Below are 24,684 nucleotides of genomic sequence, written 5' to 3' on the forward strand. Positions count from 1 at the left end.
GTAGGAGCGGTCCATGACCGCGATCCTAGCGGGGAATCGCGGCCGTGGCGGTGCGCCGATGCGACCGCTCCTACAGAGATAAGTTGGTTAGATGCCCTGCTTGAGGCTGGCTTCGAGGTATTCGTCCAGATCGCCGTCGAGCACCTTGTCGCAATCGCTGCGTTCCACGCCGGTGCGCAGATCCTTGATCCGCGAGGCGTCGAGCACATAGGAGCGGATCTGGTGGCCCCAGCCGATATCGGACTTGGAATCTTCCAGCGCCTGGGAGGCGGCGTTGCGCTTCTGCATCTCCAGCTCGTACAACTTAGCCCGCAGCATCTTCATGGCGGTGTCCCGGTTGGCGTGCTGGGAGCGCTCGTTCTGGCAGGCCACCACGGTGTTGGTGGGCACGTGGGTGATCCGCACCGCGGAGTCGGTGGTGTTCACGTGCTGACCACCGGCGCCGGAGGAGCGGTAGGTGTCGACGCGCAGGTCGGACGGGTTGATCTCGATCTCGATGTTGTCGTCGATCTCGGGCGAGACGAACACCGCGGTGAAGGAGGTGTGGCGCCGGTTGCCCGAGTCGAAGGGACTCTTGCGCACCAGGCGGTGCACGCCGATCTCGGTGCGCAACCAGCCGAAGGCGTATTCGCCCTTGATATGCACCGTGGCGCCCTTGATGCCGGCGACCTCGCCTTCGGAGAGTTCGACGATCTCGGCGCTGAAGCCGTGCTGGTCGGCCCAGCGCAGGTACATGCGCAGCAGCATGTTGGCCCAGTCCTGGGCCTCGGTGCCGCCGGAGCCGGCCTGGATGTCCAAGTAGCAGTTGTTGGGGTCCATCTCGCCGCTGAACATGCGGCGGAATTCCAGCTTCTCGAGGATGCCGCGCAGGCGCTCGACCTCGGTCGCCACGTCATCGACCGCACCCTGGTCTTCCTCTTCGGCGGCCATCTCCAGCAGATCACTGGCATCGGCCAGGCCACCGCTCAGCTCGTCCAGGGTACCGACCACCTGGGCCAGCTGGGCGCGCTCACGGCCGAGGTTCTGGGCGTACTCGGGCTTGTTCCAGACATTGGGGTCTTCGAGCTCGCGCTCGACTTCGACCAGACGATCCTTTTTCAGATCGTAGTCAAAGATACCCCCGAATGGTCTGGGTACGGCTGGTTAGGTCCTTGATGCTGGTGACGATCGGGTTGATTTCCATGGGGGAAACACTCGCGAGAAAAGCTGTGGAAAAGCTCGCGAGTATAACCCAATCGGCGGCGAAACTCAGAGTGCGGCGGCCCGCGCTGCCGCTCTTTGCCTCAATCGGCGTCGAGGTCGCGATGGCGGGTTTCCGGCAGGCACAGCAGCCCCACCACCAGGCTGATGCCGGTCACCAGCACCGGATACCAGAGGCCGTAGAAGATGTCGCCGGTATAGACCACCAGGGCGAAGGACACCGTGGGCAGGAAACCGCCGAACCAGCCATTGCCGATGTGATACGGCAGCGACATCGAGGTGTAGCGGATGCGCGTGGGAAACAGCTCCACCATCAAGGCTGCCAGCGGTCCATAGCAGAGGGTGGCGATAAGGATCAAGGCGAAGATCACCGCCACCACCATGGGCTTGTTGACCTGGGCGGCGTCGGCCTTGGCCGGATAGCCGGCGGCCTGTACGGCGGCGCGCAGGGCCGGCTCGTCGTAACCGACGATGAGCTTGTCCCCGACGTGGACCTGCACGGCATCGCCCGGCGCACCCGCCACGCTACGGTAGGGCAGACCGCTCTTGGCCAGCAGCGTCTTGACCCGGTCGCAAGGGCTGTCGAAGCGCGCCTTGCCCACCGGATCGAACTGGAAGGTGCAGGTGGCCGGATCGGCGGTCACTACGATGGGCGCCTGCTGACTGGCCTGGTAGATCTGCGGATTGGCGTAGTGGGTCAGGGCCTTGAACAACGGGAAGTAGAGCACCGTGGCCAGCAGCAGGCCGAGCATCAGGATCGGCTTGCGGCCGACCTTGTCCGATAGCCAGCCGGCGATGACGAAGAAGGGCGCGCCGAGGATGACGCTGATGATCAGCAGGTTGTTGGCCAGCACCGGATCCAGCTTGAGCGTCTGGGTGAGAAAGAACATCACGTAGAACTGCGACAGGTAAAAGGTCACCGCCTGGCCGCCGTTGATGCTGAACAGGGCGATCAGCACCACCTTGAGATTGCTCCAGTTGGTGAAAGAATCACGGATCGGCACCTTGCTCTGCTTGCCCTCGGCCTTCATGCGCAGGAAGGCTGGGGATTCGTGCATGGACATGCGGATCCAGGTGGAGATGGCCAGCAGGAAGATCGACAGCAGGAACGGCAGGCGCCAGCCCCAGACCTCGAACTGATCGCCGGTCAGATAGCGGCAGACCAGGATCACCACCAGCGACAGCAAGAGGCCCAGGGTCGCGGTGGATTGCAGCCAGCTGGTATGGGCGCCGCGCTTGCCGGGCGGTGCGTGCTCGGCGATGTAGGTGGCGGCGCCGCCGTATTCGCCGCCCAGAGCCAGCCCCTGCAGCAGGCGCAGCACCACCAGGATGATGGGCGCGGCCACGCCGATGCTGGCGTAGGTGGGTAGCAGGCCGACGCCGAAGGTGGCGATGCCCATGAGGATGATGGTGGCGAGGAAGGTGTACTTGCGCCCGACCAGATCGCCCAACCGGCCGAACACCAGGGCGCCGAAGGGCCGCACCACGAAGCCGGCGGCAAAGGCCAGCAGGGCGAAGATGAAGGCGGTGGTGTCGTTGACCCCGGCGAAGAATTGCTTGCTGATCACCGCCGCCAGGGCGCCGTAGAGAAAGAAGTCGTACCACTCGAAGACGGTCCCCAGGGACGAGGCGAAGATCACCTTGCGTTCTTCGCGGCGACTGACGACCGCGGTAGGTTGTACCCGGGGTTGGGCATAGTCGGACATCGCACGTTCTCCTGGCCCGGGAGCGCCGGGCTGATTGTTGTTATGGGCGACAGCTACTACGGTGGAAACGGCGGGCGGCCCGCCATCGGTAACACTAGGCGGCCGAGACCCGATCCGGCCGGGCGACCGCCGCGGGCAACTCGACGATTCCCTGCTCCCGCGCCTCGGCCAGCATGAAGCGGGCCGCCTGCTCGGCGATCATCAGGGTCGGCGAACAGCTGTTGCCGGAGACCAGGGTCGGCATGATGGAAGCGTCGGCGACCCGTAGGCCGGGGATGCCATGCACCCTTAGCCGGGCATCCACCACGGCATCCGCGTCCTGCCCCATGCGGCAGGTGCCGGAGGGATGGAAGATGGTGGTACCTATGGCGCCCGCGGCCTGCTGCAATTCCTCTTCGCTCTGGTAGGCCAGTCCCGGCAGGTATTCCTCGGGTCGGTAGGCGGCCAGGGCCGGGGCGGCGACGATGCGCCGGGTCAGGCGGATGGCGTCGGCGGCCACCTTGAGATCTTCCTCCGCGCTCAGGTAGCGCGGCTGGATCAGCGGCGCGGCTTGGGCATCGGCACTGCGGATGGCCACCTGACCGCGGCTGGCCGGGCGCAGGTTGCACACCGAGGCGGTGAAGGCGGGAAAGCCGTGCAGGGGCTCGCCGAAGCGCTCCAGCGACAGCGGCTGCACGTGATACTGCAGATTGGCCGAGGGCTGGCCCGGATCGGAGCAGGCGAAGGCGCCCAGTTGACTCGGCGCCATGGCCAGGGGGCCGCTACGCCGCCAGAGGTACTCCAGGCCCATGCCCAGCTTGCCCCAGAGGCTGCCGGCCAGGGCATTGAGGGTCGGTACGCCGTGCACCCGGTAGATCAGCCGCAGTTGCAGGTGGTCTTGCAAATTGCCGCCCACGCCTTCCAGCCGATGCTGGACGCCGATGCCGAGTCCTTCGAGCAGGGCCCGCGGCCCGATGCCGGAGCGCTGCAACAGGGTCGGCGAGCCGATGGCCCCGGCGCAGAGCACGATCTCGCGCCGCGCCACCAGCCGCTGGGGCTCGGCCTGGCCCGGCAGCCGCGCCAGTACCGCCCGCGCCCTGCCCTCTTCCAGCAGCACCCGCTCCACCTGGACGCCGGTCAGCACCTCCAGATTGGCGCGCTGGCGGATCGGCCGGAGAAAGGCCTTGGCCGCATTCCAGCGCACACCGTTGCGCTGGTTGACCTGAAAATAGCCGCAGCCTTCGTTGTCACCGGTATTGAAGTCCTCCACCGGCGCGATACCGGTTTCCCCTGCGGCGCTGCGAAAGGCGTCGAGCAGCGTCCAGTGCAGGCGCTGGCGCTCCACGCGCCATTCGCCGCCGGCGCCATGAAAGGCCGAGGCGCCGTCGCAGTGATCCTCCATTGCCTTGAACAGCGGCAGCACGTCTTGCCAGCCCCAGCCAGGGTTGCCGGCGGCGGCCCAGCCATCGTAGTCCCGCGCCTGGCCGCGCATGTAGATCATGCCGTTGATGGAGGAGCAGCCGCCCAGCACCCGGCCACGCGGATAGTTGAGCGCCCGACCGCCCAGGCCGGCTTCCACCTCGGTCTTGAAGCACCAGTCGGTGCGTGGATTACCGATGCAGAACAGGTAGCCGACCGGGATATGGATCCAGGGATGGTTGTCGCGCCCGCCCGCTTCCAGCAGGAGCACGCGATGGGCCGGATCGGCGGAGAGTCGATTGGCCAGCAGGCAGCCGGCCGGACCGGCGCCGACGATGATGAAGTCATAGTCCGCAGCAGGACGGGGCATGACGTTCCCTCGTGTTTTGTTGTTGTGGCTCCTATCCTAGTGGCGTCATCCGCGAACAACAGTCGCAGAAAACGGGCAACGGCTGTGCATTTCTGCACAGCCCCGTGGAAGCGCTCTGCTAGACCAGAACAAGAGAGGCAGTGGCATGTTCGACTGGAACGATCTGCGCGTTTTCCTGGAGGTACAACGCCATGGCCGGCTGTTGACCGCCGCCCGCAGCCTGGGCGTCAGCCATGCCACCGTGTCGCGTCATCTGGAGGCCCTGGAACGCGCCCTGGGCAGCCAGTTGCTGGTGCAACAGGCCAGCGGCTATCAGCTCACCCCGGCCGGCCAGGCGCTACTGGCCCATGCCCAGGCGATGGAAGAAGCCGCCCTGCTGGCCCAGGAGGCCGTGACGCAAAGACTCAACCCCCTGGGCCAGGTGCGGGTCGGCGTGACCGAGGGGTTGGGCACCGGCTTCCTGGCCCGACGCCTGGGTGGATTGTTGCGGGATTACCCGGGCCTGGAGGTGGAGCTGGTCTCGGTGCCGCGCTTCGTCAGCGTCACCAACCGCGAGGCGGACATCGCCATTACCTTGGAGCGCCCTACCGCCGAAGGCTTGATCGGCCGGCGGCTGACGCCCTATCGGCTGCGTTTCTACGCCAGTCGCGCCTATCTGGATCGGGCCCCACCGCTGGATGCCGAGGCCGACCTGGGCGAACAGACCTTCATCGGCTACGTCGACGACCTGCTGTTCTGCCGCGAGCTGCAATTCATCCAGGGTCTCTGCCCGGAGCCCCGCCTGGTCTTTCGCAGCACCAGCGTCATCGCCCAGCGGGAAGCGGCCTGCGCCGGACTCGGCCTGGCGGTGCTGCCCTGCTACCTGGTGGGCGCCGACAGCCCGCTGGAATGCGTGCTGCCGGAAAGATCCTTCACTCGCGAATACTGGATCTCGACCCACCGTGAGCTGCATCGCTCCACCCGCCTGCGCGTGGTCTGGGACTTCCTGCTGCAGCTCTGCGCGGCGGAACGGACCCTGCTCCTGGGTGAAGAGGCCTTGAGTGAACAGCCGTTGGCCGACTAGTCGTCAGACCGCCGCGGCCTGACGCTCCAGCTCGGCACGCAAACCGGGTTCCAGGTGCAACTGACGCGCCAGCTCGTCCAGGTAGGCCTTCTCCATGTACTGCTGGTCGTCGATCAGCATTAGGCTGGCGAGGTACATCTCGGCGGCGATTTCCGGGGTTTCGGCAGCGGCGGCGACCTTGGCCGGGTCCAGTGGCTGCTCCAGCTCGCGCTGCAGCCAGCTGCGCAGCTCGGGGTCATTGTCCAGCTTGCCCATCTCGGCCTCGATGGCCTGGCGTTCCTGGGCATCCACGTGCCCATCAGCCTTGGCCGCGGCGATCAGGGCGATGAGTACCGCGCGGCCATGGGCCTCGGCTTCATGCTCGGGGACCCGGTCCACGGTGCGCGGCTCGACCGTTTGCCCGCCTTGCGCCTGGTTGGCTTGCCAGGATTGATAGGCCTTGTAGGCCACCATGCCGAGCGCCGCCAGACCACCGTAGCCGACCGCCTTGCCGCCCAGGCTGCGGCCCCGCTTGCTGCCCAGCAGCGCAGTCAGGGCACCCGCTGCCAGGCCGCTGTTGCCCAGGCCCGACAGCAGGCCGCCGAGACCGTCCTTGCCGGCAGGAGTCGCGCCAGCGCCTGGTCGCGTGGTCGAATGGCCGGTCTTGTTGGCCAAGGCTTGCTGGCCAGCCTTGAGCAGTTGATCGAGCAGACCGCGGGTGTTCATGGGCAACCTCCACAGGGGATTTGGATTCAGCCTGTTGAGACCACTCGCCGGGTCGTCTGGCTCCCCGTAGCTGCTTACCGGATGTTGCAGTCGAACAGGCGATGAGTCGCAGCCGATACAAAATATTTCTGACCGCGGGCCGGCCGCAGCGCTACTCTTGCGCCTCCCCCTTGCAGTTGTCGGAGACACCCCATGCGTTCGCGTCTGGCTGTGCTGTTCGCGCTTTCGCTTGCCCTCATCGCTGGCCAGGTCCAGGCCGCGGCCGAGGATGCTCGCGTCATCGCCAATCGCTATCTCGATGCCTGGAATGACCATGATGCCGAAGCCGCCAGTGCCTTGCTCGATCCCAAGGTGCAGTACTTCGATAGCGGTACGGCGACGACCGAAACCAGCCGCACCCAGGCCCGAGACAGGATCGTTCGCGTCACCCTCAAGGCCGTGCCCGACCTGCAGGTGAAGATGGTGCACAAGCCGGTCATCGGGCCGCGCAGTATTGCCTTCGAGTGGGAACTCACCGGCAACACGACCATCGCTGCCGGCAAGCAACCGGTCAAGATCCGCGGTGCCAGCATCATGCGAATTCGCGACGGCCGCATCTGGTACCTGGGCGACTACTACGACAGTGATGCCCTGGAAGCGCTGCTGCGACCCGCCAAGCCGTAACGGATCTCACCAAGAGCCACCCGCCTGGGTGGCTCCTACAAGCGCCCCTACTCCGCGCCGAAGGGCTTGCGCAGCGGTGTATCCCGATGCGCCGCCCGCACGTACTGCGGCGGCCAGGAGACCTTCTCCCGTAGTGCCTCGGCGGCGTTCAGCGGCCAATAGGGATCGCGCAGCAGTTCCCGCGCCAGCAGCACCAGATCGGCCTGGCCGGTACGCAGCACGTGCTCGGCCTGGGCCGCATCGGTGATCATGCCCACCGCGCCGCTGGGAATCTCGGCTTCCTTGCGCACCCGCTCGGCGAACTGGGTCTGGTAGCCGGGGCCGGTGGGAATATCGGCCTGGGCCGCGGTGCCACCGGAAGAGACGTCGATCAGGTCGACGCCCAGGGTTTTCAGCCGGCGTGCCAGTTCCACCGTCTCATCGACGTCCCAGCCGTCCTCCACCCAATCGGTGGCCGAGACCCGCACGAACAGCGGCAGCTCAGCCGGCCAGACCGCGCGCACATCGGCGGTGACCTCCAGCAGCAGACGGATGCGATTCTCGAAGTTGCCACCATAGTCGTCGTCGCGCCGGTTGGAGAGCGGCGAGAGGAATTGGTGCAGCAGATAGCCATGGGCCGCATGGATCTCGGCCACCTTGAAGCCGGCCGCCAGGGCGCGCTCGGCGGTGTCCACGAAGGCCCGGCGAATGCTGGCGATGTCATCGCGATCAACGGCAGTGGGTCGGGTGTGCTGGGGGTCGAAGGCGATGGCCGACGGTGCCACCGGGACCCAGCCGCCCTCGGCGATGGGCACGCTGCCATGCTTGCCGGCCCAGGGCTGCCAGGTACTGGCCTTGCGCCCGGCATGGGCCAGCTGGATGCCGGCGACACTGCCCTGGCCTTCGATGAACTGGGTGATGCGCCGCAGCGGCTCGATCTGCTCGTCCTTCCACAGGCCGAGATCCTGGGGCGTGATACGCCCGTCGGGGGTAACCGCGGTGGCCTCGAAGATCACCAGACCGGCGCCGCCAACGGCGCGACTGCCGAGGTGGACCAGGTGCCAGTCGTTGGCGAAGCCGTCTTCGCTGGAGTACTGGCACATCGGGGAGACCACCACCCGGTTGGGCAGGGTCAGCTGACGCAGGGTCAGGGACTGGAACAGGAGACTCATGGCAGACCTCGTCTGATCGGGATTCACCGCATTGGAGTGTTCCCGAACAGAATAGGTCGCTGTTCCGACAGGGCTCGTCTGAAAAGTCGCCGAGCGAAGGTCAGGCAAGGCGCAACGACCAACGGGAGTAACAGCCAACGGCTGGCCCGGAGGGTGAGCGCCAGCGAATCAAATCAGCGAGGAAGCGGATCGGACTCGCGCTCGAGTTTACGAGTGGTAAATGAGCATTCCGATCGGACTGGCGATCCAGCTGATTTTTAACGCAGCATCACCGAGCGCAGGCACTTTTCAAACGAGACCTAACGTGGTGCCAGGTGCACCACCAGCAATTGCACGCTCTCGTTACCGCGGAATTCGTTCACGTCCAGCCGATAGGCCACTTCGGCCCAACGGATGTTCGGATCGGGCCAGGTGTCGCGATCGATGTTGAAGGCGATGCCGTCCAGCTCCGGGCCGCCCTGCTCGCTGCGCAGGGTCAGCTTCAGATGCCGCTCCTTGAGCAGGCGCTGGGAGAGGATCTCGAAGGTGCCGTGGAACAGCGGCTCGGGAAATTGCTGGCCCCAGGGACCGGCTTGGCGCAGGGCCTGGGCCAGGTCGAGCTGGAACTCGGTCGGAGCGAGGCAGCCATCGGTCTGCAATCGCCCGCTGAGGTCGTCGGCCTGCAGGTGGCGGCGCACCTCGGCGTCGAAGGCCACGGCGAAGGTCTCGTAGTGCGCCTGGGGCAGACTGAGGCCGGCCGCCATGGCATGACCGCCGAACTTGGTGATCAGGCCCGGATGGCGGGTCGCCACGGCGTCCAGGGCATCGCGGATGTGCAACCCGGCGACCGAACGCGCCGAGCCCTTGAGCATGCCGGTGCCGCTGCCGTCGTCGGCGAAGGCCAGCGCCGGGCGGTGATACTTTTCCTTGAGCCGCGAGGCGAGGATGCCGATCACGCCCTGGTGCCACTCCGGATCGAAGAGGCAGAGGCCGAAGGGCAGATCGTCTTCCGGCAACTCCTTGAGCTGCTTGAGCGCCTCGCGCTGCATGCCCTGCTCGATGCTCTTGCGATCCTTGTTGAAGTCATCCAGTTGCTGGGCATATTCGCGCGCCAGCTCCGGGTCCTCGCAGAGCAGCAGCTCGATGCCGATGGACATGTCGTCCAGGCGACCCGCGGCATTGAGCCGCGGCCCGAGGATGAAGCCCAAGTCGCTGGAGGCCACCTTGCCCGGCTGGCGCCCGGCGACTTCCAGCAGTGCCTTGAGCCCCGGCCGTGCCCGGCCGGCGCGGATACGCATCAGCCCCTGGTGCACCAGGATACGGTTGTTGGCATCCAGCGGGACCACATCGGCCACGCTGCCCAGGGCCACCAGGTCGAGCAACTCGGCCAGGTTGGGCTCGGCCAGGCCCTGGCGGGTGAACCAGCCGTTTTCGCGCAGGCGACTGCGCAGGGCCAGCATCACATAGAAGATCACCCCCACCCCGGCGATGCACTTGCTGGGGAAGGCACAGGCTGGCTGGTTCGGATTGACGATGGCATCGGCGGCGGGCAGCTCGGCGCCCGGCAGGTGATGGTCGGTGATGACCACCTGCAAGCCAGCGGCCTTGGCCGCGGCCACGCCGTCCAGGCTGGAGATGCCGTTGTCGACGGTGAGCAGTACTTCCGGCTCACGTTGCAGGGCCACGGCGACGATCTCGGGCGTCAGGCCATAGCCGTACTCGAAGCGATTGGGTACCAAATAGTCGACCCAGGCCGCGCCCAGGCGACGTAAGGCCAGCACACCCACGGCACTGGCGGTGGCGCCATCGGCATCGAAGTCGCCGACGATGAGGATGCGCCGGCGTTCTTCCAGGGCACGGGCCAGCAGCTCGACCGCCGCCTCGATGCCCTTGAGCTGGTGATAGGGCACCAGCCGCGCCAGGCCCTTGTCCAGCTCTTCCGGTTGGGTCACGCCACGGGCGGCATAGAGCCGGGTGAGCAGCGGCGGCAGGTCACCCAGGTCGGGCAATACCGGCGGTAGCGGGCGGGGCTCCAGACGCATCAACGCTCGCCCAGCAGCCATTCCAGCTGCAGTTCGTGCTGACCGCGGTCGTCGGTGACGAACAGGGTGCCCTCGCTGATCATCACCTGCCAGGAAATGCTCCGCGGCAGGTCGCGGGCCAACTCGGCCAGGGGCTCGGCGGGGACCGCGGCGATATGCAGATTCTTCAGCGTCTTGACCGCATCCACCACCTTGGTCTGCCAGACGCGCAGGTTGCCATAGGCCAGCAGGCTGGTGCGTTCGGTACGGCGGCTGCACCAGGTCAGGCGCTCGGCATCGGGCTGGCCGACCTCGATCCAGTGCAGCACCCGGCCATCGAGACTCTTTTCCCACAGCGCCGGCTCGTCGACATCGGACAGGCCGCGCCCGAAGGCCAGCTGCTCGTTGTACCAGAGCACATAGGCCAGCAACCGCACCGCCAACCGCTCCTCGGTCTCGGAAGGATGCCGCGCCACGGTCAGGCGCAGGTTCTCGTAGACGCCACGATCCAGATCGGTGAGGTTGAGTTCGACTTTGTAGGGCGTGGCTTGCAGAGCCATGGGCGGGTCACCGGCAGGGAAAGCCGGGCATTGTACCGGAAAAGGCAGCAGGGCTTGGGGACGGTAGGACAGTAGGTTGGGTTGAGCGCAGCGAAGCCCATCAGCGACGGTAGAGTCCGCCGTGTTGGGCTTCGACGATGGAGCCGTCTCAACCCAACCTACAGGTCCGTGTAGGTTGGGTTGAGCGCAGCGAAGCCCAACACGGGTGTACTAGCGCCTTACAGCGGCTGCCCACGCTTGCCGTGGCGGCTGACGAAGGCCTGGACGGCGGCCAGGTCGTTGGGCAGCACGGTGCAGCGCTCTTCACGCTGCAGCAGGTCGGCCAGGTGGGTCGGCAGGCTGAGGGTGGCGCCGATACCGGCCTTTTCCACCGCTTCGGGGAATTTCACCGGGTGGGCGGTACCCAGCACGACCATGGGCGTGGCCAGGCTGCGGCGGCATTCGCGAGCGGCGCGGACGCCGATGGCGGTGTGCGGATCCAGCACCTCGCCGGTCGCGGCATAGACCTCGGCGATGGTGGCGCAGGTGTCTTCGTCACTGACCGCCAGGGAGTCGAACAGCTTGCGCGCCTCGCTCCAGCGATCATCCGCCACCGACAGCTTGCCGCTGGCGCGGAAGCCGGCCATCAGCTCGGCCAGGGCCTGGCCGTCGCGACCGTGCAGGTCGAACAGCAGGCGCTCGAAGTTGGACGACACCATGATGTCCATGGACGGCGACAGCGAGGCTTCCAGCTCCTGCTTGTCGTAGCGGTTGCCGGACATGAAGCGGTGCAGGATGTCGTTGCGGTTGGTGGCCACCACCAGCTGACTTACCGGCAGGCCCATGTTGCGCGCCAGGTAGCCGGCGAAGATGTCGCCGAAGTTGCCGGTGGGCACCGAGAAGGCGATGGAGCGCGCCGGGGCGCCCAGCTGCAGGGCCGCGTGGAAGTAGTAGACGATCTGGGCCATGATCCGTGCCCAGTTGATCGAGTTGACCGCCACCAGCGGGGTACCCTTGAGGAAACCCTGGTCGGCGAAGCTGGCCTTGACCATCTCCTGGCAGTCGTCGAAGTTGCCTTCGATGGCGATGTTGTGGATGTTGTCGCCCAGCAGCGTGGTCATCTGCCGACGCTGCACTTCCGACACCCGCTGGTGCGGATGCAGGATGAAGATGTCCACGTTCTCGCAGCGCTTGCAGCCCTCGATGGCCGCCGAACCGGTATCACCGGAGGTGGCGCCCATGATCACCACACGCTCGCCGCGCTTGGCCAGCACGTGGTCGAGCAGACGACCCAGCAGTTGCAGGGCAAAGTCCTTGAAGGCCAGGGTCGGGCCGTGGAACAGCTCCAGCACCCATTCGTTGGCGTCCAGCTGGCGCAGCGGCGCGATCGAACTATGGGCGAAACCGGCGTAGGTCTCTTCCAGGATGGCCTTGAATTCGGCATCGGCGATGGAGCCGGCGACGAAAGGCTTCATCACCCGGAAGGCCAGCTCGTGGTAGGGCAGACCGGCCCAGGAAGCGATCTCCTCCAGGGAAAAGCGCGGCAGGTTCTCCGGCACATAGAGACCACCGTCGCTGGCGAGACCCGCCAGCAGGACTTCTTCAAAATTCAGCGCGGGCGCCTGGCCGCGGGTACTGATGTAACGCATGACTCGACCTCGGGAAAGACGGCGGCGCCGCGCGCCGCCAGGCTGCTCAGTTCAGGTGCTCGACCCGGATGCGGACCACGTCGCCGATGACATCGTCCAGGGCTTCCAGCGCGGTGATGGCCTCGACCATGTGGCGCTCGGTCACGCGGTGGGTGATGAGGATCATGGGCACCAGGCCGTCATGCTCCTCGGCTTCCTTCTGCATGATGGACTCGATGTTGATGCCACGCGCCGAGAGGATGCTCGCCACCTGGGCCAGCACGCCCGGATGATCCTTGGCCTGGATGCGCAGATAGTAGGCGCTCTCGCAGGACTCGATCGGCAGCACCGGATGGTCGGACAGCGCATCGGGCTGGAAGGCCAGGTGCGGCACGCGATTCTCCGGATCGGAGGTCATGGCGCGGACCACATCCACCAGGTCGGCCACCACGGCCGAAGCGGTAGGCTCGCGACCGGCACCGGCGCCGTAGAACAGCGTCGAGCCAACGGCATCGCCGTTGACCATCACCGCGTTCATCACGCCGTTGACGTTGGCGATCAGGCGATCGGCCGGGATCAGCGTCGGGTGCACCCGCAGCTCGATGCCCTGAGCGGTGCTGCGCGCCACACCCAGGTGCTTGATGCGATAGCCCAGCGCCTCGGCATAGCCGACGTCGGCGGTGGTCAGGCGGGTGATGCCCTCGGTGTAGGCCTTGTCGAACTGCAGCGGGATGCCGAAGGCGATGGACGCCAGGATGGTCAGCTTGTGGGCAGCATCGATGCCTTCCACGTCGAAGGTCGGATCGGCTTCGGCATAGCCCAGTGCCTGGGCTTCGGCCAGGACGTCGGGGAAGGTACGACCCTTCTCGCGCATCTCGGACAGGATGAAGTTGCCGGTGCCATTGATGATGCCGGCCACCCAGTTGATGCGGTTGGCCGCCAGGCCCTCGCGCAGCGCCTTGATCACCGGGATGCCGCCGGCCACCGAGGCCTCGAAGGCGACGATCACGCCCTGCTCACGCGCCTTGGCGAAGATCTCGTTGCCGTGCACGGCGATCAGCGCCTTGTTGGCGGTGACCACGTGCTTGCCGTTGGCGATGGCACGCAGCACCAGCTCGCGGGCCAGGGTGTAGCCGCCGATCAACTCGACGACCACGTCGATCTCGGGATTGTCCGCCACCGCCAGGACATCGGCGGTGATCGGCGTGCTGCCGGTATCGCAATGGGGATTCGGCCGGCGCTGGGCGATCTGCGCCACCTCGATACCCCGCCCGGCGCGCCGGGCGATTTCCTCGGCGTTACGCTTGAGTACGTTGAAGGTCCCGCTGCCCACGGTACCCAGACCACAGATGCCTACTTTGACCGGCTTCACACCCTTATCCCCATGTCGTGTTGCGCCGCTCCGCGGCGCCATTGAAGTCTTAGTTACGGCGCCGCTTGAGCGCCGATTGCGGCTTCCGCCAACTGGTCGGCCGGCTGATAACCCGGGATCATCTGGCCATCGGCGAGGATGATCGCCGGCGTGCCTTGGATACCCATGTTCTGTCCCAGCGCGAATTGCTGGGCGACTGGATTCTTGCAGGTCTCGGACTTGACCTCACGCCCGGTGAACATCTGGTTCAGCGCCGCGGGCTTGTCCTTGGCGCACCACACCGCTTCCAACTGCTTGGAACCCGGCGAGCTCATGCCCTGGCGCGGGAAAGCCAGGTAGCGTACCTCGATGCCGCGCTTGTTCAGCTCGGGCACCTCGGCATGCAGCTTCTGGCAATAGGGGCAGGTGGTGTCGGTGAAGACGGTGATGTGCGCCTTGGTCTCGCCCTGGGCCGGATAGATGATCATCTGGCTACGGTCGAGGCCGTTGATCTGCCGTGCCACGGCGGCGTTCTCGGCCTTCTCGGTCAGGTTGGCGGCCTTGCCGTCCTTGACCTGGTACAGATAGCCCTGCATGACGAACTGGCCATCGCCGCTGGCGTAGAGCACGCGACCGCCCTTGAGCTGGACCTGGTAGAGGCCTTCCAGCGGACTCTTAGCGATGGACTCGATGGCGAGATTGGGTTGCAGCGCGGTCAGGCTCTGGCGGATGGCCTGCTCAGGTTCGGCCTGAGCCAGTTGCACGCCGAGCCCCAGGCAAGCGGCGAACAACAGCTGAGAAATACGCATGTTTGACTCCTATTGAGACGCCGGCAAGCCTACCACAGACGTACCGGCTACGGCGGTCCACCCTAGCCGCGCGGATGGTGCTGGGCGTGCAGTTGTTGCAGGCGCACCCGGGCGACATGGGTGTAGATCTGGGTGGTGGAGAGACTGGTATGGCCGAGCAGCATCTGCACCGTACGCAGGTCGGCGCCGTGGTTGAGCAGATGGGTGGCGAAGGCGTGCCTCAGGGTATGCGGCGACAGCGAGGTGCGGATGCCGGCCACCTGGGCGTGCAGCTTGATACGGTGCCAAAAGGTCTGCCGGGTCATGACCGTGCCCCTCTGACTGGGAAAGAGGACGTCGCCGGGCTGACCACCCAGCAGCAGCGGTCGCGCCGTCTTGAGATAGTCCTCCAGCCAGGCGATGGCCTCCTCGCCCAGGGGAATCAGCCGCTCCTTGCTGCCCTTGCCGAATACCCGCAGCGACCCCTCGCGCAGATTGACCTCGTCCAAGGTCAGGCTGACCAGCTCGGTCACCCGCAGGCCGGTGGCATAGAGCACCTCGAGCATGGTGCGATCACGCAGGCCGAGGGTGTCCTCGGTATCGGGCGCGGCCAGCAGGGCTTCCACGTCCGCTTCGGACAGGCTCTTGGGCAGGGGGGCGCCCAGCTGCGGCATGCTCACCAGCAGCGTAGGATCCTCGGCGATGCGGTTCTCGCGCACGGCGTATTTATAGAAGCTGCGCAGACCGGAGAGAAAGCGCGCAGTGGAACGTGCCTGGTAGCCTTCGCTCAGCCGCCAGCCGAGATGATCGAGCACGGCGTCGCGGCCGACCGTCTCCAGGGTCAGGCCCCTAGCCTCCAGCCAGCGGGCGAAGGCTAGCAGGTCGGTCCGGTAGGCGCTGCGGGTATGGGGCGACAGGCCCTTTTCCAGCCACAGGGCGTCGAGGAATTCCTCGATCAGCCGTTCGCTGCTCACGCGGCGAATCCAGGCAGGACCGGCGTTGGCTTGCCCGCCTCATCGACGGCAACGAAGCTGAAGGCGCCATTGATGGCGCGCTCGCGCCCTTCCGCCAGCATGCCCTCGACGAATACCTCGACCTGCACCTTGAGGCTAGTGTTGCCGACCTTCACCACCCGCCCGATCAGCTCGACGATGGAACCGGCAGGAATGGGATGGTTGAAATCGATGCGATCGGTGGAGACCGTTACCAGCTTCTTGCGGCAGAATCGCGTCGCCGTGATGAAGGACACCTCGTCCATCCAGGCCAGGGCGGTGCCGCCGAACAGGGTGTCGTGGTGATTGGTGGTGGGCGGGAACACCGCCTTGGCCACTCGGGTTTCCGCCAACGCGGTACGCCGTTGGATTTCCGCTTCGCGGGTCGTCATGCCTTACCTTTACCTCGAACCTCAGAAACGAAAAAAGCAGCCGAAGCTGCTTTTTTCTGGTCACGCCGCGATCAGGAAAGCTTTTCCTTGATGCGGGCAGCCTTGCCGGACAGCTCGCGCAGGTAGTACAGCTTGGCCTTACGCACGTCGCCGCGACGCTTGACGCTCAGGCTGTCGACCAGCGGGCTGTAGGTCTGGAAGGTACGCTCGACGCCAACACCGTTGGAGATCTTGCGCACGGTGAAGGCGCTGTTCAGGCCGCGGTTACGCTTGCCGATCACCACGCCTTCGAAGGCCTGCAGACGCTGACGGTCGCCTTCCTTCACCTTCACCTGGACAATCACGGTGTCGCCGGGGGCGAACGCCGGGATTTCTTTGTTCATCTGCTCAGCTTCGATCTGGGCAATGATTTTGTTGGTCATGTCACTCTGCTCCTAAGACAGGCCGCGGCCCGCCATCGATACCTAACTATCGTTCCGCTGACGAAGATATTCCGCCAACAGGTTCTGCTCTTCTCCAGAAAGCGAGCGGCCATCCAGAAGATCGGCGCGTCGCTCCGCAGTACGTCCCAGGGACTGCTGCAGGCGCCAGCGCCGGATATGCTCGTGGTTACCACTGAGCAACACATCGGGTACGCGACGTCCCTCGTACACCTCGGGTCGGGTGTAGTGCGGGCAATCTAGCAGACCGTCGGTGAACGAGTCCTGCTCGGCGGAATCCACATGCCCCAAGGCTCCGGGCAGCAGTCGCGTCACCCCATCGATCAGCACCATGGCCGGCAATTCACCGCCGGACAGCACATAGTCGCCAATCGACCATTCCTCATCCACGTGCGTCTCGATGAAACGCTCGTCGATGCCTTCGTAACGCCCGGCGATGAGGATCAGATGTTCCTCTTGCGCCAGTTCCCGTACCGCCGCCTGGTCGAGCTTGCGACCCTGGGGGGACAGGTAGATCACCTTCGCCGCCGCCGATTCACCCTTGGCATCGGCCAGGGCACGCTCCAGCGGCTGGATCTTCATGACCATGCCGGGACCGCCGCCAAAGGGCCGGTCGTCCACGGTCTGGTGGCGATCCTCGGTATAGCTGCGCGGGTTGTAGCAGGTCAGCTCCAGGAGCCCCTGCTTCATCGCGCGACCGCTCACGCCATAGGCGCTCACGGCCTCGAACATCTCGGGAAAGATGCTGATGACATCGATACGCATGGATTAGAAATCCGCGTCCCAGTCGACCTGCATCTCACCCTTGGCCAGATCGACCGCCAGTACGTACTGGTCGGGCAGATAAGGCAGCAGACGCTCACGATCGTCGAGGCTGCCAGCACAGGGCTTGACCACCATGACGTCGTTGGCCCCGGTCTCCAGCAGATGATCCACCACGCCCAGCCACTGGCCTTCGCGATTGATCACCTTGAGACCTTCCAACTGATGCCAGTAATAGTCACCGGCGCCCAGCTGGGGCAATTCACTGCGCGGCACGCAGATCTCGAAGCCGGCCAACAGACGGGCCTCTTCGCGATCATCCAGGCCCTGCAGACGTACCGTCAGGACCTTGCCGTGCAATCGTCCGCCGAGCACCTTGACCTGCCGGGTCTCGCCATCGCGCCTTAGCGTCCAGGTCCGATAGTCCAGCAGATTGTCGAGCGGATCGGTGAACGAGTAGATCTTGAGCTCACCCCGTACGCCAAAGACCGAAACAATCTTGCCCAGGACCACCAGGTCGGGGGCGGAGGTCGGCGTACTCATGGTCTTCAGGCGGTAGCCTGAGCGCTCTTGAGCAGCTGAGCGACGCGCTCGGACGGCTGAGCGCCCTGAGCCAGCCAGTAGTTGGCACGCTCTTGGTCTACCGACAGACGGACTTCGGCGCCGCTGGCGATCGGGTTGAAGAAACCGATGCGCTCGACGAAGCGACCATCGCGCGCATTGCGGCTGTTGGTCACGGTCAGGTGGTAGAAGGGGCGCTTCTTGGAGCCGCCACGGGCTAGACGGATGGTTACCATTGAACTTCGTTCCTGTAGTCGGTGCTTGAAACAGTGGGCACGCTGGGCCACATGGCCCGAAAGGCCGCATATTCTAAGGGCTGTTACCCCATTTGCCAATGGCTTTCAACGAAGCTGCCGGCAATGGGATGAGACGAAGATCTGCGAGGAGAAGCCACGGCGCTCGCGAAGGCGCACCAGCACTGGCGGCGACACCTCTTGCAGAGCCGTTTCCGGCGCCGACCGTCTGGCGACGGGCGGCACCCGGAGATCACATCTTGGGCATGCCGCCGCCGGGGAACATGCTGCCCATGCCCCGCATCATCTTGGCCATGCCGCCCTTGGCGGTGACCTTCTTCATCATCTTCTGCATCTGCTTGTGCTGCTTGATGAGGCGACCGACATCCTGCACCTGGGTGCCGGAGCCGAGGGCGATACGCTTCTTGCGCGAGCCGCTGATCATCTCCGGATCGCGGCGCTCGGCCGGGGTCATGGAGTCGATGATGGCTTCCATCTGCTTGAAGTGCTTCTCGGCCGCGCCCTGGGCGTTGCCCATCTGCTGGATGTTCATGCCGCCCATCATGGTCGGCAGCTTGTCCATCAAGGAGCCCAGGCCGCCCATGTTCTTCATCTGGCGCAGCTGGTCGCGGAAGTCTTCGAGATCGAAGCCCTTGCCCTTCTTGAGCTTCTTGGCCAGCTTGTCGGCCTTCTCGCGATCCAGGGTCTGTTCGGCCTGCTCGATCAGCGAGAGGACATCGCCCATGCCGAGGATGCGCGAGGCGACACGATCCGGGTGGAAGGGATCGAGGGCCTCGCTCTTCTCGCCCATGCCGATGAACTTGATCGGCTTGCCGGTGATATGGCGCACCGACAGGGCGGCACCACCGCGGGCGTCACCGTCGACCTTGGTCAGGATCACACCGGTGAGCGGCAGGGCATCGTTGAACGCCTTGGCGGTGTTGGCGGCATCCTGACCGGTCATGGCGTCGACCACGAACAGGGTCTCGGCCGGCTTGGTGGCGGCATGGACCTGCTGGATCTCGTCCATCATCTCGCTGTCGACGTGCAGACGACCGGCGGTGTCGACGATGACCACGTCGATGAACTTGAGCTTGGCCTCGCGAATGGCGGCCTGGGCGATGTCCACCGGCTTCTGGCTGAGGTCGGAAGGGAAGAAGGTGACGCCCACCTCCCCCGCCAGGGTTTCCAGCTGCTTGATGGCGGCCGGACGGTAGACGTCGGCGGAGACGACCATGACGGTCTTCTTCTTGCGCTCCTTGAGGAAGCGCGCCAGCTTGCCGGCGGTGGTGGTCTTGCCCGCCCCCTGCAGGCCGGCCATGAGGATCACCGCGGGCGGCGCCACGTTGAGCGCCAGGTCTTCATTGGCCGCGCCCATGATGGCTTCGAGTTCGGCGCGGACGATCTTCACGAAGGCCTGCCCCGGGGTCAGGCTCTTGGACACCTCGGTGCCGACTGCGCGCTCCTTGACCCGGTTGACGAACTCCTTGACCACCGGCAAGGCCACGTCCGCCTCGAGCAGCGCCATGCGCACCTCGCGCAGGGTGTCCTTGATGTTGTCTTCGGTGAGCTTGGCCTTGCCGGTAATGTGGCGCAGGCTTTGTGACAGGCGGTCTGTGAGATTCTCGAACATGCGGACATCCAGGGCAGAAACGGCGGCTGACCGCCGAGTATAGCGAAGACCGCCAGGCCAGGGTATCCGCCAGGCTTTCTGTGCCGGCCGGTCTGTGCCACACTCGCCTGCTTTCCGCTCTGCTGAAACCGGACTCATGCACGCCCTGCTGCCCACCCTCCTGGCCGCCGTCCTGTACCTCGCCGCGACCCTCTACCAGGGCAGTTGCCTGCTGCGCAAAAGGCCTTCGAGCAAGCCCCTGGTCCTGGGTGCCGGCGTGCTGGCGCTGTTGCCCCATGCGCTGGCGGTCTATCTGCAGATGACCCTCGAGCCGACCCTGAGCCTGGATTTCTTCGACGCCTCCAGCCTGATCGCGGCGACCGCCATCGCGCTGATGCTGATCGGCTGCCTGCGTATGCCGCTGCAGCCGCTGCTGGTGCTGGTCTATCCCCTCGGCGCGGTGACCGCGCTGCTGGCCGAATTCGTGCCGCCCGGCACGGTGGCGCCGCTGGACGTCTCGCCCAGGATCGTGGTGCATGTGCTGCTGTCGATCGTCGCCTACGGCCTCTTCACCCTGGCGGCGCTGCAGTCCTGCCTGGTCCTGTTGCAGAACCATCAACTCAAGAACAAGCACCCCTCGGGACTGATCCGCAGCTTCCCGCCGCTGCAGACCATGGAAAGCCTGCTGTTCGGCTTTCTCTGGGCCGGCTGGGTGGTGCTATCGCTGGCGCTGATCTCCGGCTGGTTCTTCGTCGAGGACATGTTCGCCCAGCACCTGATCCACAAGACGGTGCTCTCCTGCATCGCCTGGGTGGTGTTCGGTATCCTGCTGTGGGGCCGCCATCGCCTGGGCTGGCGCGGTCATAGAGCGATCCGCTGGACGCTACTGGGCTTCATCCTGCTGATGCTGGCTTATTTCGGCAGCAAGCTGGTGCGGGAATTCATCCTGCATCGTTGACAGCCGTCCTTCCGCTACCCGCATAATCGGACGACCGACCCACGTTCGGCGCGCTCCGGCCAACAGCCGCTTCGCGCCAGGCACGTCATAATCAGGTCGTCCCGCCCGTCCCCATCCTCGGACAGTCGCTGCCCCATCGGGCCGCTCCGGCAGACGCCTCCTACAAGAACGACTGCCCGGTACCTCTGCATGTCCACTACCGCCGCCTTCGACGCGTCCACGCCCGTTCCGCGCAATTCCCCGACCCGCGTGGCCACCGCCAGCTTCATCGGCACCGCCATCGAGTTCTACGATTTCTACGTCTATGCCACGGCCGCCGCCCTGGTGATCGGCCCGGTGTTCTTTCCCCAGGGCTCGGGCGTGGCCCAGACCCTGAGCGCCTTCATCACCTTCGGCATCGCCTTCCTGGCGCGTCCGCTGGGTTCGCTGCTGTTCGGCCACTTCGGCGATCGCATCGGCCGCAAGTCCACCCTGGTGGCTTCATTGCTGCTGATGGGGATCTCCACCACCCTGATCGGCGTCTTGCCGGGCTATGCCAGTATCGGCGTCTGGGCGCCCGTCCTGCTGTGCGTGCTGAGATTCGGCCAGGGGCTGGGACTGGGTGGCGAATGGGGCGGTGCGGCGCTGCTGGCGACCGAGAATGCGCCGCCCGGCAAGCGTGCCTGGTTCGGCATGTTTCCCCAGCTCGGCCCCTCCATCGGTTTCCTGATGGCCAACGGGCTGTTCCTCGCCCTGGCGCTGCTGCTGGACGATGAGCAGTTCCGCGCCTGGGGCTGGCGCATCCCCTTCCTGCTCAGCGCCCTACTGGTGGTGGTCGGACTCTATGTACGGCTGTCGCTACACGAGACGCCGGTATTCGCCGAGGCCATGGCGCGACGCGAGAAGCTGCGCCTGCCCATGGCCGAGACCTTCGGCAAGCATGGCAAGGCCGTGCTGCTGGGGGCCCTGAGCATGGTGGTCTGCTATGCCCTCTTCTATATCTCCACGGTGTTCTCGCTGAGCTACGGGGTGAAGAATCTCGGCTACAGCCGTCAGGAATTCCTCGGCCTGCTGTGCATCGCGGTGCTGTTCATGGCCCTGGCCACGCCGCTGTCGGCCTGGCTGGCCGATCGCTTCGGGCGCAAGCCGGTGCTGGCGGCCAGTGCTCTCGCCGCGCTGCTGTCGGGCTTCGCCATGGAGCCGCTGCTGACCCAGGGCTCCAGCCAGGCCGTAGGACTGTTCCTGGCCCTGGAGCTGTTCCTCATGGGCATGACCTTCGGTCCCATGGGCGCCCTGCTACCGGAGATCTTTCCGACCCGGGTGCGCTACACCGGCGCCTCGGCGGCCTACAACCTGGGCGGCATCCTCGGTGCCTCTCTGGCACCCTATGCCGCGCAGCAGCTGGTGGAAGCCGGTGGCCTGAGTTGGGTGGGCGGCTACGTCTCGGCGGCGGCAGCGATCAGTCTGCTGGCGGTGCTGTTCATGCGCGAGACCCGCGACCAGTCGCTGTAGCTTTTTTTAGCACAGTGAAAAGGGCCCCGCGAGGCTAATGCCAGTCAGTTAAGCCTGACTGGCATTTTTCTTTCTGGTCGGATATTTCGAAGGCTTGGGCTTGATGACCCGCGGATAGGCACGGTAATCGCGCCTATGCGGCAGCACGAAGTGCGGTGCCAAAGCATGCAGGTCGGCGAGATAGCGTGGGATGTTGCCAGGACTGTTCAGCGAAAGGCTCAGCAGGAATTTTAGAATGGCCCAGCTGCACGCGGAGAAGCTCATCTCGCAGGGATAAACACCCGGGCACTGGCGACTCATCTGCACCATCTGATAACGCAGCAGGTTGTATCCCAGGAGCAGCCCCCAAAGCTCCTGCTCCACCATGTCCGGTGTTTTGCTGCGTAGCGTGTAGCGGCCATCGAGCAGGCCTTGCTTGATCTCTCGGTAGCCCAGCTCGATTTCCCAGCGGTGGCTGTAGAGATCGACGATCTCGTCGCAGACGAAACGCCTAGGGTCCGTCATGGAGGTGAGTATCTGGTACTGCTTGCCCTTGATGGTCTTACTCAGCAGTCGCGCCTGTAGGGTGTCCGGCAGATCGGGCCATTGTCGGCGGGCCTGTGGCGAGGTTCGAAGGCTGACCAGGGCATCCTGTTTGCCCCATGCACGGACTACCTCGTACTGGGCGCCTTTGCGCAGCGGTAACAGCCAGTGCCGTTCGTGGCCCATTCGCTGCCAGCGATGTAGCAGGCCTAACGAGTAGAAGCCCTTGTCGAACAGGGTCAGTGAATGGTCGGGCGTGCTTTCGATCAATCGCTCGGCCAGCTTCATCTCATTGCTTGCGTAAGCGTCGAAGGCGCTACTCACCAGTAGATGGCTGGTCAGCTCCATCTGACACACCATGCGGACCTGGGGAAAGCCGGTTTCACCCTGCTGATTGGTCGCCGAGCCGTAGCGCGCACGATTGTCGAGCGTATCCGGTGTACGCCAGACCACGCCGTCAACCCCGAGCAAGCGCAGTCCCTGCCAGCCCGGATGTCCGGCTGTCTCGTGCCAGCGCTGTTGGGTCAGTTGGAAGACCTAACGGACAGCGTTGACTCCCAGTCGCTGGCGGCCTTGCACCACGGCACTGGGGGCTACCAAGGGCTTCTAGCCGGGCAACATGATGTCCAACTGATTGACCACATCCCAGGCCGACAGGCGACGAAACAGGGCCAGGCCGATGACGCACCAGAGCATGGACTCCAGCGGCAGCCGACGTTTGCGTAGGGTAGCCACCCCGGCTGTTTCCAGCGCGGTCTTGATCAGGTCGGGATCGAGCAGCTCACCCAGGGCCTCAAGTGTCGTCGTGGTTGAGGACAACTCGCGAGTCATTTCCAGGGCTTGAGCAATACGCATAAAAAATCCGGTGCTTGGAATCAAGCACCGGATTCTGTGCGCTGCCAGTCAGGCGTCAAGGCCGAACTCTTAACTGACTGGCATTACCCCGCGAGGCCCTTTTTTATGACGCGAAGACAGCGTTACAGCTCGACCTTCACCGCCTGGGAAGCACGCACGGCCTTGGCCCGAGCGGCCTCGATGCTTTCGTCGCGCGCCAGGGCCACGCCCATGCGGCGCTGGCCCTTGACCTCGGGCTTGCCGAACAGGCGCAGCGCGGTGTCGGGCTCGGCCAGGGCCGCGCCCAGGTTGGCGAAGGCGGTCTGGCGCGACGCGCCATCCACCAGGATCACCGCCGAGGCCGAGGGGCCGAATTGGCGGATGGCCGGGATCGGCAGGCCGAGGATGGCGCGGGCATGCAGGGCGAATTCGGACAGGTCCTGGGAGATCAGGGTCACCAGACCGGTGTCGTGGGGGCGCGGCGAGACTTCGCTGAACCAGACTTGGTCGCCCTTGACGAACAGCTCCACGCCGAACAGGCCGCGGCCACCCAGGGCCTCGGTCACGGCGCGGGCGACCCGCTCGGATTCGGCCAGGGCCTTCTCGCTCATGGCCTGGGGCTGCCAGGACTCATGGTAGTCGCCCTTGACCTGGCGATGGCCGACCGGCGCGCAGAAGGAGGTACCACCGACGTGGCGGACGGTCAGCAGGGTGATCTCGTAGTCGAAATCGACGAAGCCCTCGACGATCACCCGGCCCTTGCCGGCGCGACCGCCTTCCTGGGCGTACTGCCAGGCGGCCTGCAGCTCGTCGGCGCTGCGCAGCAGGCTCTGGCCCTTGCCCGAGGAACTCATGATCGGCTTGACCACGCAGGGATAGCCCAGCGCCTCGGCGGCGGCGGCGTAGTCCTCGTAGGTGTCGGCGAAATGATAGGGCGAGGTGGGCAGGCCCAGTTCTTCGGCAGCCAGGCGGCGGATGCCTTCGCGGTTCATGGTGAGCTGGGCCGCGCGGGCGGTGGGCACCACGGTGTAGCCCTCGCCTTCCAGCTCCACCAGGGTAGCGGTGGCGATGGCTTCGATTTCCGGCACGATGAAATGCGGCTGCTCTCGCTCGATCACCGCGCGCAGGGCGGCACCGTCGAGCATGTCGATGACGTGGCTGCGATGGGCGACCTGCATAGCTGGCGCATCGGCGTAGCGATCCACGGCGATGACTTCGACGCCCAGGCGCTGCAGTTCGATGACGACTTCCTTGCCCAGCTCGCCGGAGCCGCAGAGCAGCACGCGGGTGGCGCTGGGGGACAGGGGGGTACCGATACGGGGCAT

At 65.5% G+C, this 24,684-nt stretch carries 22 protein-coding genes and 1 pseudogene; 4 read left to right on the forward strand and 19 right to left on the reverse strand.

The window, feature by feature from the left end:
* Positions 1-87 precede the first annotated feature (87 nt).
* The 3 genes from prfB to CCZ28_RS11200 all read right to left on the reverse strand — a co-directional run bounded on the left by prfB (position 88) and on the right by CCZ28_RS11200 (position 4,674).
* A protein-coding gene (prfB, locus tag CCZ28_RS11190; RefSeq protein WP_140218053.1) for a peptide chain release factor 2 occupies positions 88-1,183 on the reverse strand; the annotation gives its coding sequence in 2 pieces (ribosomal slippage) (positions 88-1,110 and positions 1,112-1,183; 1,095 coding nt in all).
* A gap of 100 nt (positions 1,184-1,283) precedes the next feature.
* A complete protein-coding gene (locus CCZ28_RS11195; RefSeq protein WP_140218055.1) occupies positions 1,284-2,906 on the reverse strand; it encodes an MFS transporter in 1,623 nt (540 codons plus the stop codon).
* Between the two features lie 94 nt (positions 2,907-3,000).
* On the reverse strand, positions 3,001-4,674 hold the full coding sequence (locus CCZ28_RS11200) for a GMC family oxidoreductase (RefSeq protein ID WP_140218057.1): 1,674 nt from the start codon (positions 4,672-4,674) through the stop codon (positions 3,001-3,003).
* 145 nt (positions 4,675-4,819) lie between these two features.
* Between CCZ28_RS11200 and CCZ28_RS11205 the strand changes: the two genes are divergently transcribed.
* Positions 4,820-5,737: a LysR family transcriptional regulator gene (locus tag CCZ28_RS11205; RefSeq protein WP_140218059.1), complete on the forward strand. Its 918-nt coding sequence runs from the start codon at positions 4,820-4,822 to the stop codon at positions 5,735-5,737.
* A gap of 3 nt (positions 5,738-5,740) precedes the next feature.
* On the opposite strand, the gene CCZ28_RS11210 is transcribed toward CCZ28_RS11205, so the two are convergent.
* A complete protein-coding gene (locus tag CCZ28_RS11210; RefSeq protein WP_140218061.1) occupies positions 5,741-6,442 on the reverse strand; it encodes a tellurite resistance TerB family protein in 702 nt (233 codons plus the stop codon).
* Positions 6,443-6,634: 192 nt separating this feature from the next.
* On the opposite strand from CCZ28_RS11210, the gene CCZ28_RS11215 reads away from it, so the two are divergent.
* Positions 6,635-7,105, forward strand: coding sequence for a nuclear transport factor 2 family protein (locus CCZ28_RS11215; RefSeq protein ID WP_140218063.1), 471 nt, complete (start codon positions 6,635-6,637; stop codon positions 7,103-7,105).
* Between the two features lie 47 nt (positions 7,106-7,152).
* Here the strand turns inward: CCZ28_RS11215 and CCZ28_RS11220 are convergent, their stop codons facing one another.
* From CCZ28_RS11220 to ffh, 13 genes are all read right to left on the reverse strand, one after another.
* Positions 7,153-8,256 (reverse strand): NADH:flavin oxidoreductase/NADH oxidase, encoded by a 1,104-nt coding sequence (locus CCZ28_RS11220; protein ID WP_140218065.1) that lies wholly within the window; start codon positions 8,254-8,256, stop codon positions 7,153-7,155.
* Between the two features lie 299 nt (positions 8,257-8,555).
* Positions 8,556-10,277 carry a single-stranded-DNA-specific exonuclease RecJ gene (gene recJ, locus CCZ28_RS11225; protein ID WP_140218067.1) on the reverse strand — a complete coding sequence of 574 codons (1,722 nt, stop codon included), beginning with the start codon at positions 10,275-10,277 and terminating at the stop codon, positions 8,556-8,558.
* The gene (locus CCZ28_RS11230; protein WP_058768642.1) at positions 10,277-10,816 is read right to left on the reverse strand and encodes a YaeQ family protein; all 540 of its coding nucleotides are present in this window, start codon (positions 10,814-10,816) and stop codon (positions 10,277-10,279) included. Before CCZ28_RS11230 ends, recJ begins: the two co-directional genes overlap by 1 nt.
* 218 nt (positions 10,817-11,034) lie before the next feature.
* Positions 11,035-12,444, reverse strand: coding sequence for a threonine synthase (thrC, locus tag CCZ28_RS11235; protein ID WP_140218069.1), 1,410 nt, complete (start codon positions 12,442-12,444; stop codon positions 11,035-11,037).
* 46 nt (positions 12,445-12,490) lie between these two features.
* Positions 12,491-13,795, reverse strand: coding sequence for a homoserine dehydrogenase (locus tag CCZ28_RS11240; protein ID WP_140218071.1), 1,305 nt, complete (start codon positions 13,793-13,795; stop codon positions 12,491-12,493).
* Between the two features lie 53 nt (positions 13,796-13,848).
* Positions 13,849-14,583 (reverse strand): thioredoxin fold domain-containing protein, encoded by a 735-nt coding sequence (locus tag CCZ28_RS11245; protein ID WP_140218073.1) that lies wholly within the window; start codon positions 14,581-14,583, stop codon positions 13,849-13,851.
* A gap of 62 nt (positions 14,584-14,645) precedes the next feature.
* Positions 14,646-15,536 carry a site-specific tyrosine recombinase XerD gene (gene xerD, locus CCZ28_RS11250; protein ID WP_058768639.1) on the reverse strand — a complete coding sequence of 297 codons (891 nt, stop codon included), beginning with the start codon at positions 15,534-15,536 and terminating at the stop codon, positions 14,646-14,648.
* On the reverse strand, positions 15,533-15,946 hold the full coding sequence (locus tag CCZ28_RS11255) for an acyl-CoA thioesterase (protein WP_058768638.1): 414 nt from the start codon (positions 15,944-15,946) through the stop codon (positions 15,533-15,535). The genes xerD and CCZ28_RS11255 overlap by 4 nt, the downstream gene beginning before the upstream one ends.
* Before the next feature lie 71 nt (positions 15,947-16,017).
* Entirely contained in the window at positions 16,018-16,368 is a 351-nt protein-coding gene (rplS, locus tag CCZ28_RS11260; RefSeq protein ID WP_007160957.1) for a 50S ribosomal protein L19, read from the reverse strand.
* Between the two features lie 42 nt (positions 16,369-16,410).
* Positions 16,411-17,151, reverse strand: a complete 741-nt coding sequence (gene trmD, locus CCZ28_RS11265; RefSeq protein WP_058763822.1) for a tRNA (guanosine(37)-N1)-methyltransferase TrmD — start codon at positions 17,149-17,151, stop codon at positions 16,411-16,413.
* A gap of 3 nt (positions 17,152-17,154) precedes the next feature.
* Complete coding sequence (rimM, locus tag CCZ28_RS11270; protein ID WP_058763823.1) at positions 17,155-17,691, reverse strand: ribosome maturation factor RimM; 537 nt, start codon at positions 17,689-17,691, stop codon at positions 17,155-17,157.
* Positions 17,692-17,696: 5 nt separating this feature from the next.
* Entirely contained in the window at positions 17,697-17,945 is a 249-nt protein-coding gene (rpsP, locus tag CCZ28_RS11275; RefSeq protein ID WP_058763826.1) for a 30S ribosomal protein S16, read from the reverse strand.
* A gap of 250 nt (positions 17,946-18,195) precedes the next feature.
* Positions 18,196-19,575, reverse strand: a complete 1,380-nt coding sequence (gene ffh / locus CCZ28_RS11280) for a signal recognition particle protein (protein WP_140218075.1) — start codon at positions 19,573-19,575, stop codon at positions 18,196-18,198.
* Positions 19,576-19,711: 136 nt separating this feature from the next.
* On the opposite strand from ffh, the gene CCZ28_RS11285 reads away from it, so the two are divergent.
* Positions 19,712-20,512: a cytochrome C assembly family protein gene (locus CCZ28_RS11285; protein WP_058763829.1), complete on the forward strand. Its 801-nt coding sequence runs from the start codon at positions 19,712-19,714 to the stop codon at positions 20,510-20,512.
* Between the two features lie 189 nt (positions 20,513-20,701).
* Entirely contained in the window at positions 20,702-22,003 is a 1,302-nt protein-coding gene (locus CCZ28_RS11290) for an MFS transporter (RefSeq protein ID WP_140218077.1), read from the forward strand.
* 48 nt (positions 22,004-22,051) lie between these two features.
* Here the strand turns inward: CCZ28_RS11290 and CCZ28_RS11295 are convergent.
* Positions 22,052-23,380 (reverse strand): annotated as a pseudogene (locus CCZ28_RS11295) (IS4 family transposase).
* A 122-nt stretch (positions 23,381-23,502) separates the two neighbouring features.
* The gene (gene purT, locus CCZ28_RS11300) at positions 23,503-24,684 is read right to left on the reverse strand and encodes a formate-dependent phosphoribosylglycinamide formyltransferase (RefSeq protein ID WP_058767427.1); all 1,182 of its coding nucleotides are present in this window, start codon (positions 24,682-24,684) and stop codon (positions 23,503-23,505) included.

The organism is Pseudomonas oryzihabitans (assembly GCF_006384975.1).
GTDB classification, from domain to species: Bacteria; Pseudomonadota; Gammaproteobacteria; order Pseudomonadales; family Pseudomonadaceae; genus Chryseomonas; species Chryseomonas psychrotolerans_B.

Bases quoted from the DNA above. Each gene is read 5' to 3' on its own strand.
- CCZ28_RS11255 (WP_058768638.1), bottom strand. From the start codon at position 15,946: ATGACGACCCGCGAAGCGGAAATCCAACGGCGTACCGCGTTGGCGGAA.
- CCZ28_RS11205 (WP_140218059.1), top strand. From the start codon at position 4,820: ATGTTCGACTGGAACGATCTGCGCGTTTTCCTGGAGGTACAACGCCAT.
- recJ (WP_140218067.1), bottom strand. From the start codon at position 10,277: ATGCGTCTGGAGCCCCGCCCGCTACCGCCGGTATTGCCCGACCTGGGT.
- rimM (WP_058763823.1), bottom strand. From the start codon at position 17,691: ATGAGTACGCCGACCTCCGCCCCCGACCTGGTGGTCCTGGGCAAGATT.
- CCZ28_RS11245 (WP_140218073.1), bottom strand. From the start codon at position 14,583: ATGCGTATTTCTCAGCTGTTGTTCGCCGCTTGCCTGGGGCTCGGCGTG.
- CCZ28_RS11200 (WP_140218057.1), bottom strand. From the start codon at position 4,674: ATGCCCCGTCCTGCTGCGGACTATGACTTCATCATCGTCGGCGCCGGT.
- CCZ28_RS11215 (WP_140218063.1), top strand. From the start codon at position 6,635: ATGCGTTCGCGTCTGGCTGTGCTGTTCGCGCTTTCGCTTGCCCTCATC.
- CCZ28_RS11220 (WP_140218065.1), bottom strand. From the start codon at position 8,256: ATGAGTCTCCTGTTCCAGTCCCTGACCCTGCGTCAGCTGACCCTGCCC.
- CCZ28_RS11230 (WP_058768642.1), bottom strand. From the start codon at position 10,816: ATGGCTCTGCAAGCCACGCCCTACAAAGTCGAACTCAACCTCACCGAT.
- CCZ28_RS11290 (WP_140218077.1), top strand. From the start codon at position 20,702: ATGTCCACTACCGCCGCCTTCGACGCGTCCACGCCCGTTCCGCGCAAT.
- CCZ28_RS11210 (WP_140218061.1), bottom strand. From the start codon at position 6,442: ATGAACACCCGCGGTCTGCTCGATCAACTGCTCAAGGCTGGCCAGCAA.
- trmD (WP_058763822.1), bottom strand. From the start codon at position 17,151: ATGCGTATCGATGTCATCAGCATCTTTCCCGAGATGTTCGAGGCCGTG.
- CCZ28_RS11195 (WP_140218055.1), bottom strand. From the start codon at position 2,906: ATGTCCGACTATGCCCAACCCCGGGTACAACCTACCGCGGTCGTCAGT.
- thrC (WP_140218069.1), bottom strand. From the start codon at position 12,444: ATGCGTTACATCAGTACCCGCGGCCAGGCGCCCGCGCTGAATTTTGAA.
- rplS (WP_007160957.1), bottom strand. From the start codon at position 16,368: ATGACCAACAAAATCATTGCCCAGATCGAAGCTGAGCAGATGAACAAA.
- purT (WP_058767427.1), bottom strand. From the start codon at position 24,684: ATGCCCCGTATCGGTACCCCCCTGTCCCCCAGCGCCACCCGCGTGCTG.
- rpsP (WP_058763826.1), bottom strand. From the start codon at position 17,945: ATGGTAACCATCCGTCTAGCCCGTGGCGGCTCCAAGAAGCGCCCCTTC.
- ffh (WP_140218075.1), bottom strand. From the start codon at position 19,575: ATGTTCGAGAATCTCACAGACCGCCTGTCACAAAGCCTGCGCCACATT.
- CCZ28_RS11285 (WP_058763829.1), top strand. From the start codon at position 19,712: ATGCACGCCCTGCTGCCCACCCTCCTGGCCGCCGTCCTGTACCTCGCC.